Genomic DNA, 12292 nt, shown 5'->3' on the forward strand with positions numbered 1-12292 from the left:
CACTCACCTCTCATGATATGGTTTGGGTTCCGGAGGGGAACGTTTCTTCCGCATGCGTCAAGGAGTCCTCCTGGGAAGGGGGTTTGATCAAGATCTTCTCCCCATCAAACTCCAAAATCACCTTATCCCGGATCCCCATTTCTTGTAAGTACTCCTGAGGGATTTGCAGCCTTCCCACCCGGTCCACCACGGTAAACTCTTGGTGAAGATCTCCCTGCCCGCCTGGTGCGCCCGAGGGAGCATATCCCCCACGGAGAAATTCGCTGCTGGTTAATCCATCCCGGATGGCCACCACCCGATCCACTTTCTTCGCTAACGCCAAATCATGGGTGACGATCAGAACCGTTACCCCCATTTCCCGGTTAATTTCCCGAAAAATGTTCATAATCACTTCTGCGGTTGCGGTATCTACCGCACCCGTCGGCTCATCCGCCAAAAGAAGTTTCGGCTGATTGGCCAAAGCGATGGCGATGGCTACCCGTTGTTGTTCTCCTCCTGATAATTGTTCCAACCTGTTCTTCATGCGGTGGGAAAGACCTACCGCGTCAAGCAATTCCTTTGCCCGGTTTACATCATACCGTCCGTTTAAAAGCATGGGCAGCGTTACATTCTCAAGGGCGGTGAGATAAGGGAGCAGATTGCGGGCATTATTCTGCCAAATAAAACCAACCGTCGAGCGCTTATATCTCACTAAATCCTGCTCACTAATCTTGGTTAGATCCCATTCCCCCACCCTCACCTGGCCGGCGGAAGGGCGGTCCAATCCGCCCAAGATATTGAGCAAAGTGGACTTGCCGCTTCCGCTCGCTCCGATGATCGCCATCATCTCCCCATCTTCCACGTCGAGATTAAGTCCTTGGAGGGCCATCACCTCGACCTCTTCCGTCTTATAAATCTTTACCAACCCTTCGCAATGGATCATCTTATCGCTCCTCTCCCAATTTTACAGCCTGATGAATCCGGAGACTGCGGATCCGATAGGTGAGGAATAAAGCTCCGATCGCGATCATCAGGAGAACCATGGTGAGCAGGCTGTAGAGATCGCTTTGGCGGAAAATCACCTCAAAGGGAGGCACCTGGGTCTGATTCGTTCCCGTCACCTGCATGAAGGGGATGAAGAGGCGGCTCGCCATCCCTCCGGAAACGAGGCCCATGAGGATAGAAGTCCCCGCGGTGAAAATCTGTTCTAATAAGAGCATCGTGATGAGTTCACTCCGCTTTAGTCCGGACGCCCGCAAAATGCCGAACTGAACGGAGCGGGAGGAGAGGGAGTAGAACCAGTAAAGAAGGTACCCCAGGAGTGAGATGAAGATGGATACGAGAAATCCCAAACTTAAGACGCCGAAAACACCGCCACGGGAAGGATGTTTTAACTGGCGAATCATCTCAGACCGATGGTCCTCCACACTGAGGAGATAGATTCCTTGATCCGCAAGGCGGTTCATCATCTCCACCACGCTGCCGTCCGGGGCCATCTTGATCCATACCTGATAAGGCTCAATGGGAATCTGGTCCTGAAGGTAAGCCAGATTTACGATGAAGAAGGGGGCTTCATCCGGATAGAGGGTCGGCCAATACGGAGCCCCTGCATATAGGATGAAGTCTACCGGCTGGGACTTAATCACCAACGTGAGAACGGTACCCGGTTTTAGGTCATATTTCTCCATGAACTTCTTGGAGGCGATAAGGGCCGCCTCATGCTTGCCCAGAAGCTCAAGATATTGGTAGGGATGGTAAGGCGCGAAGAGGGAGCTCTTAAAATAGGCCACTTTGGCAAAATCGGCGTTATCGATGGCCATCATCTTCCCCTGCCCTAACGATTTCCCCCCCACCGCGACGCTTACATCCTTCGTGAGGACGCGGGTCACCGCCTTCGCCCCCTTTAGGTTTTGAAAGGCTTCAAAGGGAGGTTCAACATAACGAAAGGGGATCTCCACAGGAGCGGGTGGACCCCCCCCTCCCGGACCGCCCGGACCTCCCGAATTCCCCCCCGAACCCCCTCCGGAGTACCCAGGCATTCCTCCCCCCGGACTCCCACCACCGGGATTGGCAGAGGGCATACTCCCCATCTCGCTGGGATCAATCTGCTTCTCCCATTGGGCTTCCATTACCACATCGGTCCCCGTCTTATATAGAAACCGCTCCGTTTCGTTCTGGTCGATGGTCCTGGCGGAAGAAGCGCTGTAAACCCCTAAACCCAGCGTCAAGGTGAGGAGGAGCATGACGGGATGGTATTGCTTCGCCGACCGGGAGAGCTGGGTCATGGTTAAGTAAAACGGAAGGTTTAACCAACGCTTGGTCAAGACGAACAAGAGCCGCAAAACAAGCGGAAGAAGGCGAAGGAAGAGAAATCCCGCACCAAACAAAAATATGGCAGGAATGAAGAAGAGCAGGGGATCGACCTGCAGTTGATCGGCGGTAAGCCCGGTAGATAGAAGGGTGATCTTCCGCTGCATGAAGAGATACCATCCATAGGCGGCCACTCCGAGCAATATGAGATCCAGAAAGATCTTTTCCCAAAAAGCTCTTCTCCCCACATTGGCCAATTCCTGCTTGTAATTCACCACGCTTTGTTTCGCAAAACCCAAGATGGGAACGGTGTTGGCCAAGACGGCGAATAGAATGGCAAGGAGAGCATAGAGGAGAATATCCGGCGTAAACTCCACCATGACCGCTTTTCGGTTGACGAAAGAGAGGAAACCGTTGCTGGATCCCAGAACTTTGGCCATCCAATATCCCAGGATCGGCCCCAGGATGAATGAGGCTCCGCCGATTAGCAAGGACTCCAGGAAATAAAGGAGGATGATCTGCCGGGTGCTGCTCCCCCGACTTCTTAGGACAACGATATCTCCCCGCTGACGTTCCAACCCTTGTCTTGCATTCATGATGATAAAGTAAAAGAGAAGAACCAGGATGGGTGCCGCCAATGTAAAGAGCATAAGGCGGAGCTGGCCGCTTTCCCGCTGGAATTGATCCAGCAGGTCATAAAAGGAGATTTCCGTTTTCGTATTGGGAAGGATCTTGTTTAACTCAATATCAAGATTGGCCAAGGCATTCCTGGCAAAAGCCATTTGGGAACTGGTCAGGTCGTTTAAATTGAAAAGATAGAGCCAGTTGGCCACGTTTAAGGGGACTCCCTTTTGTATCAGTTCCTCTTTCATGACCTTTTCACTGACCAGGAACATATTCCGCATTAAATCCTTTCCCAGGTACCAGTAAGGGCTTTCTTCATCTTTTATTTCATAGCTTCCCACCACTTTGATCTTAAGGGGTGGGATCCCCTTCCCTCCGGTAACCGGGTAACTGACCACTTGCCCGATCTTAAGCCCTTGGATATAGAGTGATTCCCTGGGCAGTATCGCTTCAATCACTCCATTTTGGATTTGATCGGAGAAGAGCTTCCCCTCCACCATCTGGATCTCATCCTTTGGGTCGGAGAGGGATAGGATGCCCAGCTGCCTTCTCTTACTGCTCTCCCCTTCCGCTCCCGAAACGATCTCCACAGGTTGGATCTTCAACTGATAGGCGGGAATCATGCGATCGAGAGGGAGCCCGATCCGCTTCGCCAACTCCTCCCGGGTGAAACGGTCCATTTGGGCCACTTGCTCCTTTTCCGGGAATTGATTGGCGATGGTCTGGTAGCGGAGAACGAGGGCTCCGGCAGGCAGCCCTTTGGCGCCATAGTCCATGAGCTCTTTATAAACCAGATTTTTGATCGACCCGTTGGTATACATGGGAATGCTGGTGGTTAGCGCCACTGCGATGATGAGACTGACGAGGGATATAAGGGTCGTCCCCTTTCGACTCCACATTTTCATAAAGAGAAAACGCAAGATGTGCATGGTTTATCGCCCCACGATCCGTTCGCCGCCGCGAAGTCCGCTCAGGATCTCCACTTCCGTCGCAGATTGAAGCCCCAGTTCCACATCGACCTCCCGTTTTGTCTCACCATCGGTGACGATCACATAATTCCGCCCTCCGTAGGTATAGAGGAAGGAAAGGGGAATTTTCACCACATCCTCTTTGCGCTGCAAAACGATGGAAGCCGTCGCATTGGTCCCTCGAGTCACCCCTTCGGGAACCTTATCCAGAGAAATGAGGAGATACTGGCTCCGTTCATCCTGAACTCCTCCCGATCTCCCATTAACCGGTTGATAGGGATTGTATGGGTTGTATGGGTTGTATGGATCTTGTTTTTGCTGATTGTTTGGGTTGGGCATGGCGATGATCCGACCCGTTAGCGCCTCATTCACCCCGCTGATGGTTACCCTTGCCTCTTGATCGATATGGAGAGACTCCAGGTCTTTATCGGTCACCCGGACGCCCACCATCAAATCGTTCGGGTTTATAAGTAGAAAAACAGGATCATACGGTTTCACCGAGTCTCCCGGGTTATAATAGACCGCCTCCACCCTGCCTGCGTAGGGTGCGGTAAGTTTTGAATTGACCAACTTCCTAACCAATTTCTGATGGGCAATCTGCTTTTCCAAAAAGGCGGCCTTCATCTGCTCCTGGGCGATGCGGTCGGCCTCCGTCATCGGTTCCTTGCGAAGCTCGGTGATCAGCTTCTGTTCCTCAACCTTTAGATCATTGGCGCTCCGCTCAATCTCCAAGTCCAAGTCTTGGGTCTCCACCTCTGCAAGGAGTTGCCCTGCCGTCACATGATCTCCCGGTTTCACATACACTCCTTTCAAACGAAAAGTATCGGTTGACGTTCCTTGCCCGGTATCGTTTTGTCCGTTAGAAGGCGGTTCGCTCCCGACGAAATAGAGCAGTTCCTCTTCCTTAGAGAATACTTTCCCTTGACCTTGGATGCTGATCTCGATCGGTCCTCGGGTGACGGTCATCTCCGGCTTCTTTGAGATTTTGGGAGGTTCAATGTTTGGCAGGTTCTCCTCCGTCTGCTCCGCCGGAAGAAGGCCACAGCCAACGAGGAGATTGATCATGAGGAGAAAGGCGAGGGGCGCGAGGAAAATCCGGCCCTCTACTCTAAATCTTCTGTACTTTGCCGTCCACCATCTCATAGATTTCATCGGCTACCTCCAATAATGCGGGATCATGGGTGGTCATAAGAAGGGTTACCCCTTCTCGGACGATTAGGGATTTAAACATCTGAATCATTTGCAAGCTCCTCTTGCTATCCAGCTCGGCTGTCGGCTCATCGGCCAAGACAAGGCGGGGGCGATGAACCAGAGCACGGGCGATGGCGACCCGCTGCTGCTCTCCCCCGGATAATTCGTACGGTTTGTGCTTCATCCGTTTCTCTAATCCTACCAAAGCGAGGGTTTCTTCTACTCTTTCTTTCCATAGCTTCGGCTTTACCCCGGCCAAACGAAGGGTAAGCTCCACATTTTCCGCAGCGGTAAGAAGAGGCATAAGAGCAAACGCCTGGAATATAAAGCCAATTCTCGTTCTGCGAATCATGGTTCGTTCCATATCGGTGAGGCTGGAGAGGGGATGCCCCTCAAACCACACTTCTCCCTGGGTGGGAAGATCAAGACCTCCAATGATATTAAGGAGGGTGGTCTTTCCCGAACCGGATCTGCCTTTAAGCATCACGAGGGTTCCAGGCTTAATCTTTAAATCCACCCCCTTGAGAACCTCCAGCTCCCCTCCCGCCACCGGAAAGGAGCGGGTTACCCCTTTTACGGAAATTTCGTCTTCAAATGTGGCGGCCACCTCTTTTTCTACAATCTCCTCGATTTCGATCCCTCCTTTATCCTCTGTGGGATTTTATATTTGCCCCTTATACATAATAAACGAATGAGAACTGGAAAGGTTGCAAATTATATCTAAATTTTTGATGTTATCCCGGATATTTTTTTAGGAGTTGGATAGGGTAAAAATAGAAGATCCATTTCAGAAAGGAAATTCCCATGCCCATCATTCTTTCCGTTGGGACGGCAACCCCTCCCTACCGATTTGCACAGGAACAGGTGAAGGAGCTGGCCAAAGAATTGTTCCGTTCCTTCCCCAACCTGGAACGGTATCTTCCTGTCTTTGACCACACCGAGATCAAGGAAAGATATTTCTCGATGCCCTCTTCCTGGTTTTTTGAAAATCATTCTTTTTCGGAGCGGAATCGCCTCTATCTGGAGAAGGCGGTTTCCCTAGGAAAAGAAGCAATTCAAAGGGCGCTTCAGAAGGCAAATCTCGGAACGGATCAAATTCGTCATTTTCTTTTCATCTCATCCACAGGCATTGCCACGCCCACTGTAGATGCCTACATCATCCAGGACTTAGGAATGGATCGTCATGTGATGAGAACCCCCATATGGGGACTGGGTTGCGCCGGAGGGGTGGTGGGACTCGCCAGGGCTTTTGAGCTGGCCAAAGCTTATCCAAAAGACCGGATTCTCCTCCTCGCCCTCGAGCTTGTGGGGCTCACCTTCATTCCGGAGGATCTAACGAAAAGCAATCTGATCGCCGCCTCCCTTTTTGGGGAGGGGGCAGCCGCCGTTCTCATCCAAGGGGAGGATCTGCCTCTTCCCGATCAAGGCAGGGTTTATCCCCACTTTCACTCGGCTTACGGCACCCTTTTCCCGGACTCCTATGAGGTGATGGGCTGGGATCTGGATGAGAATGGCCTGAAAGTTCGTTTCTCCCGAGACATTCCCGCCTTCATCCGCAAACATCTACGGAATGCCGTAGAGGAGTATCTCGGGAAAGAAAATCTTGCCCTTTCAGGCATCTCCCATTATCTCCTTCATCCAGGAGGGAAAAAGGTGCTGGATGCTTACGTGGAGTCGTTCGGTCTTCCCCCGGGAAAGGTGGAATATTCCCGGGAAATATTGCGCCACTACGGCAATCTCTCCTCCGCTTCCGTTCTTTTCGTGCTAGAAAAGATATACCCCCAGGGTCAAGAGGGGGAATGGGGGATGATGGCTGCCTTAGGTCCCGGCTTCTCCCTTGAACAACTTCTCCTGCATTGGAGAAGGGGAAAAAAAGGGGAATCCTAACCATGCGACTCGTCTTCTCTTCCACACCTTCCGTTGTCCTCTTCTTTCTTCTTCTGCTTTTCCTTGCCGCCCAGCGCATGGGGGAATTGATTTTAGCCCGGCGCAACGGGAGATGGATCAAGGAACAGGGGGGATTTGAAGTGGGCAAGGGTCACTATCCTTTTTTCATTCTTCTTCATCTCCTTTTCTTCTTCTCCCTTCTGGGGGAATTTTTCTGGAAGCGGAAGCCCCTTCCCTCCTGGTGGGCGGTCCCTCTTATCTTCTTCCTTCTCTCCCAAGGGCTTCGCTACTCAGCCATCTCCTCATTGGGACCTTTTTGGAATACGCGCATCTATATTCTTCCCCGCGCATCCCTTCATCCCAAAGGGCCTTACCGTTTCCTACGTCATCCCAACTACTTGGCCGTCATGGCAGAGCTGATTTCTTTTCCCCTCACCTTTGGTCTCTATGGCACCGCCATCCTCTTTTTCCTTCTTAACCTCCCCCTGATGATCTGGCGAATCCGGGTAGAAGAACGGGCCCTCTCCCGCTTTTGTCCCTATGAAGAAGAGATGGGGGATAAGCCCCGTTTTCTCTTCAAGATTCCTCGTTTGCACCAGCATTAAACGCCTCTCCCTCCCTTTCTAAAAACGAGATTTTACCCCTCACTCCTGATGAGTTTAAAGAATTCTTCGCCCCCAAAAAAATGACAAGGAAAAGAAAATGGAATACAATAATAGAGATCGTAAGTTTTACTTTCCATCCATATACGGAGGAATAATAAGGAGGAATTCGGATCATGGGAGGGTGCCCTCATCCATGGAGAATATCGGAAAAGGGATCGATCACGGGGATTGGCTGAATCAGCCAATCCCCTTCCTTTTTCCTTTCTTCTGATAAAGCAAGAAAGAAGGAGCAAGGAGGATAGAAACATGGTGAAACCAACTTTACTTCTTACGGGGAACACCCTGCTTTTAGAAGAGATCGAAGATGTTTTGCAGGAAAAAAGAGAGGTGGCTCTCGCGCCGGAAGCGATCGAGAGGATGAGCTCATCGAGGAAATTCGTAGAGAATCTGGTCCGAGACGGGAGGGTGGTCTACGGGATCACCACCGGATTCGGGAAATTTAGCGATGTGGTGATACCCAAAAAAGAGGCCCTCATCCTACAGGAAAACCTGATTAAAAGCCACGCCTGCGGCGTCGGAGCCCCATTGACCAAAGGAATCGTGCGGGCGATCATGCTTTTAAGGGCGAATGCCTTAGCCAAAGGGTTCTCCGGTATCCGCGTGGAAACGGTTCAGTTCCTCCTTCAATTTCTGAATCGGGGAATCCACCCTGTCATCCCTGAGCAAGGATCTTTGGGCGCAAGCGGGGATTTAGCCCCCCTCGCTCATATGGTCTTACCGATGCTGGGATTGGGAGAAGTGGAATACAAGGGGCGCATCCTGCCTGCAAGGGAAGCATTAGCAAAGGAACATCTCCATCCCATTCAGCTCACGGAAAAAGAGGGACTTGCCCTGATCAATGGGACCCAAGCCATGGCCGGCATCGCCGCATATGCATGGAAAAAAATAAACGACTTACTCCTTTTGGCCGACCTCATCGCCGCTTTAAGTGTAGAGGCTCTCCACGGCATTCCGACGGCATACCATCCCCTCATCCAGGACGTCCGTCCCCATCCGGGACAAAGAGAGACGGCGGAGAACCTGCTCATTTTCCTGGAGGGGAGCAAAGAAGTGAGCAAACCGGGGGAAAGGAGGGTGCAGGATGCTTACAGCCTCCGCTGCATTCCCCAGGTGCACGGGGCGTCAAAAGCGGCCTTCCGTCACTTCAGCGAAATTCTGCAGGTGGAGATTAATTCTGCCACCGATAATCCTCTCATCTTTCCCGAAGCAGGTGAAGTCATCTCCGGAGGAAATTTTCACGGACAGCCCTTGGGACTGATCGGCGATTATATGGCCATCGCCCTCTCGGAACTGGCCGATATCTCGGAACGCAGGATCGAGCGCCTGGTTAACCCCGCTTTAAGCGGTCTGCCTCCGTTTCTGACCCGTCACGGCGGTCTGCACTCTGGAATGATGATCGCTCAGTATGTGGCTGCTTCACTCGTATCGGAGAACAAAATCCTCTCCCACCCCGCCAGCGTCGATTCCATCCCCTCCTCCGCCAACCAAGAAGATCATGTGAGCATGGGGACGACCGCCATGCGGAAGCTGCTTCAGGTAATGGAAAATCTCACCCATGTTTTGGCCATCGAAGCGATCGTGGCGGCCCAAGGGGTTGAATTCGGTGGCAAGAGGCTGGGCAAATGGACCTCCCGGCTTTACCAAGCCTTGCGAAAAAAAATCCCTCCATTGGAAGAGGATCGCATTCTCCATGAGGATATTTTAAAAGTGGTAGAAATGATAAAAGGGGAGGAAATTCCCCTCCCCGAAAAAGTACCTGCGGTATAGAGCAAAACCCTCAAGTACCCGATTTCGAATTGGTCTCACTGCTGTTTTGAATCTCCTCTCGGTGCTCCCATAACATCGCCCGCAAGTTCGATTTCGAACCTCGAATAATATAATGGGGGATATCATACTCCTTTGCGATCTCCATGCAACCCCAGGTTGCTCTGTGAGAATTTGCCGTCAGAAGAAAAAAGAGAGCATTGGACCGTTTCAGATCCGCATAAATCCTCTCCGGCGTCTGTCCGTCATCATGAATCAATTCCGCTCCCGTCTCTAACACCACATCCTCAAACCACTTCCGCTGTCCTCCCACAATCGCAATCCGGCAACCCTGAAGGAAGGGGATGATCTTCCTCTCCTCTTCTGTTTCTTCCTCGATTCTTTTGGAAGGGATACGGGAGGGTTTCGGTTCTCCCCTCGAATCAACCCCTCCTCCCTCCACCTCCTCTTCCACCGGAAAGCTATACAGGCGGGAAATCCTCGCGATTTTACTTCCTTCGAATACATTAAACGTACAGGGGGTCCCATCTTGGGGTTGCAAGATATTGAGGTCTTTCAGGTGAATGAGGAAGCGGTTCTCAGGATTGCTATGATCGACGCAATACCACTTGTGATATTCTCCCAATTCCACATAGCCGAAATATTTTTTCACTTGGGAGGCGCCATCGTCCCCGGGGTAAAGGAGCTTGATATGATACCGTCCGTTGCCCATCGGCGTACAGGCCACGCCCGCCCCATGCTCCAAACCGATATTTAACACCAAAGATTCGGAGATGCTAAAGCTCTTCCCATCCTCCAGTTCGATGTATCCCCCATGATCCCTCCGGTAAAAAATGCCCGTCAGAGGCTCCACTGGAACGGACGGCAGCACTTCCCCGCTAAGGTTTTTTTCTTCCTCCTCTTCTCTTTCCTCGGGGATGATCATTACATCCGATTCCAGCCCCTTTACAGGTTCTACTTGCTTTGGGATGGGCCGATTCGCTTTTTCGAGTTTCCCCCTGTACTCATCGAGAAGATCGAGGAAGTCCAGATGGAGGCGAAGGCGATCCCGGACGCGCCGCTCTTCTCCTTCTTCTCCTTTCGCAAGAATCTGGGTAAGTTGCGCCACCTCCTGATAGAGAGATCCTTTGAGCCCGTCGATCAGCTCATCACGGCTCTTAGGCTTTTGCAAGCGGTTTGCTTCCTGGCGTAATTTTTGAATTTCCTTGTCCCGTAATTGGAGTTCGGTCTGAATTTCGTTTCCTTTGGCTTCGAGCTGCTGCTTTAGCTGCTTATTTTCTTGGAGCAGTTGGCCCCGTTCTTCATACCATTCTTGTTGTTTGGAAACCCCCCTCTTTTTTTCTTCCCCCCATTCTTTGAGCAATCTCTCCATCTCTTCCTCTCTCATCCGGTTTCTCTCCTGAAGTCTCTTTACCTCTTCTCTCAGAACATGGAGTTCCCGTTCGCTCCGATTTAATTCCTTTCGCTTTTGGTCCAGTTCTTTTTCCAGGGCTACCCTGATTTCCATCTCTTTTTTTATTTTCTTCTCCAGTTTTCCGATTTTAATCTCTTTCTCATCATCCTGGGCAGGAGACTCCTTCTCCCTTGGCTCCCCGGAAGAACCCTCTCTCTCCGACTCGCTCTCCTCCTCCGATTCAGGAGGACCTCCTTCATGTTGTTGAACCGAGTCTTCTATATTCTGTAATTCCCTTTTCCATTCTTCCGTTCCTCTTTGCGGATGGAAATATAGAGCCCAATAATAGTGCCATATTCCATACCGGGAGACCCATTCGCTCTTTCTTTGGATGAATCCGTCCAGGTCCTTCTCCTCATCCAAGATCGGTTGTATAATTTGCATGATCGCTAAAATGCATCTCTTCTTTGAAGAATAACCCATTTCTGATCCGCTCTTGCAAAGCATGGCCACCTCCTTATAAAGGAGCAATTCTGAAATCGCTTTCTTCATCCTGATGTTTTGCATCTGTATCATTTTGGCAAACTGGCGCTTTTCAGCATCTGTCATCTCCTTGATGAGTGCATTGACCCATTTTAATGGATGATTTACCTTCACTTCTTCTTCTATGGTTTCTTTGAATTTTTGGTAATCTTCTTCTAGCTCAAGTTCCTCAAACTGTTCTTTTAACTTTCGGTAGATCACTTTTGACATCATATTCCTCTCCCCTTTTCCATCATTTTTATTATTTTATCATTTATTCTTCTATTTAGAAAGAAAAAACACCCATAAAACATGGGCGCCTTTTTCTTCCCTTCTACTTGAACGATGGGGGCAGAATCCGGATCGATTGGGTCTCGATTTAGAATCATTTTATCTCGTGGAAAAGATGGCCTTTTTTTCTCGAATGAAATCTCCCAGCTTAGAATAAAGGAGAACGGTCAAAACCGAAAGAATGAATCCTTTGATGAGGTTAAAAGGAGCAATCCCGAACAAAACCGTTTTTAAAAGCTCCTCTTCTTGAAGGGGAAAGTGAAGGAAATAAGCATAAGCAGGGAAGAGAATGTAATAGTTGGAGATGGACATAAGAGCCGACATGGCAATGGTCGCCACAGCTAATCCCAGGATCAACCCTCGCATGTTCCTCCCCTTTTGATAAAGAACGGAAACGAGGTAGACGAACAATCCTCCCGCCGCAAAATTGGCCAATTGGCCAATCGGGATTCCCGTTTCGCTTCCCTTCACCATATAGTGAATCAGGTTTTTCATTCCTTCCACGCCTACCCCGGCCCAAGGGCCAAAGATCAGTCCGACCACGAGAGCAGGGATCTCGCTAAAATCAATCTTCAGAAAGACGGGAAAGGTAGGAAGGGGAAACTCGAAATACATCATGAGAAAGGCGACCGCTCCCATCATCGATATCGTAACAACCCTGACCAACCGCTTTTGTGACATCAGAATCTCTCCTTTTT

9 protein-coding genes are annotated in these 12292 nt (G+C 50.6%); 3 read left to right on the forward strand and 6 right to left on the reverse strand.

The features are described 5' to 3' along the window. Positions 1–10: 10 nt before the first annotated feature. Genes THEAE_RS0114540 through THEAE_RS0114555 form a run of 4 tightly spaced genes read right to left on the reverse strand, consistent with a single transcriptional unit; the run spans position 11 to position 5679 of the window. A complete protein-coding gene (locus tag THEAE_RS0114540) occupies positions 11–922 on the reverse strand; it encodes an ATP-binding cassette domain-containing protein (protein ID WP_005583720.1) in 912 nt (303 codons plus the stop codon). 1 nt (position 923) lies between these two features. Next, positions 924–3842, reverse strand: coding sequence for an ABC transporter permease (locus THEAE_RS0114545; protein WP_028987981.1), 2919 nt, complete (start codon positions 3840–3842; stop codon positions 924–926). Between the two features lie 3 nt (positions 3843–3845). After that, entirely contained in the window at positions 3846–5033 is a 1188-nt protein-coding gene (locus THEAE_RS0114550; protein ID WP_028987982.1) for an efflux RND transporter periplasmic adaptor subunit, read from the reverse strand. Then, entirely contained in the window at positions 4990–5679 is a 690-nt protein-coding gene (locus THEAE_RS0114555; RefSeq protein WP_005588232.1) for an ABC transporter ATP-binding protein, read from the reverse strand. Before THEAE_RS0114555 ends, THEAE_RS0114550 begins: the two co-directional genes overlap by 44 nt. A 197-nt stretch (positions 5680–5876) precedes the next feature. Between THEAE_RS0114555 and THEAE_RS0114560 the strand changes: the two genes are divergently transcribed. The 3 genes from THEAE_RS0114560 to hutH all read left to right on the forward strand — a co-directional run bounded on the left by THEAE_RS0114560 (position 5877) and on the right by hutH (position 9391). Further along, complete coding sequence (locus THEAE_RS0114560; RefSeq protein ID WP_028987983.1) at positions 5877–6959, forward strand: type III polyketide synthase; 1083 nt, start codon at positions 5877–5879, stop codon at positions 6957–6959. A 2-nt stretch (positions 6960–6961) separates the two neighbouring features. Further along, a complete protein-coding gene (locus THEAE_RS21170; protein WP_211233506.1) occupies positions 6962–7564 on the forward strand; it encodes an isoprenylcysteine carboxyl methyltransferase family protein in 603 nt (200 codons plus the stop codon). A gap of 306 nt (positions 7565–7870) precedes the next feature. Beyond that, on the forward strand, positions 7871–9391 hold the full coding sequence (gene hutH, locus THEAE_RS0114580; protein ID WP_028987985.1) for a histidine ammonia-lyase: 1521 nt from the start codon (positions 7871–7873) through the stop codon (positions 9389–9391). 10 nt (positions 9392–9401) lie between these two features. Here hutH and THEAE_RS0114585 read toward each other — a convergent pair whose 3' ends face one another. Both THEAE_RS0114585 and THEAE_RS0114595 read right to left on the reverse strand, forming a co-directional pair. Then, positions 9402–11534 carry a DUF2325 domain-containing protein gene (locus THEAE_RS0114585; protein ID WP_028987986.1) on the reverse strand — a complete coding sequence of 711 codons (2133 nt, stop codon included), beginning with the start codon at positions 11532–11534 and terminating at the stop codon, positions 9402–9404. Between the two features lie 159 nt (positions 11535–11693). After that, positions 11694–12275 carry an ECF transporter S component gene (locus THEAE_RS0114595; protein WP_028987987.1) on the reverse strand — a complete coding sequence of 194 codons (582 nt, stop codon included), beginning with the start codon at positions 12273–12275 and terminating at the stop codon, positions 11694–11696. Positions 12276–12292 lie beyond the last annotated feature (17 nt).

This window comes from Thermicanus aegyptius DSM 12793, from assembly GCF_000510645.1.
Classification (GTDB): Bacteria; Bacillota; Bacilli; order Thermicanales; family Thermicanaceae; genus Thermicanus; species Thermicanus aegyptius.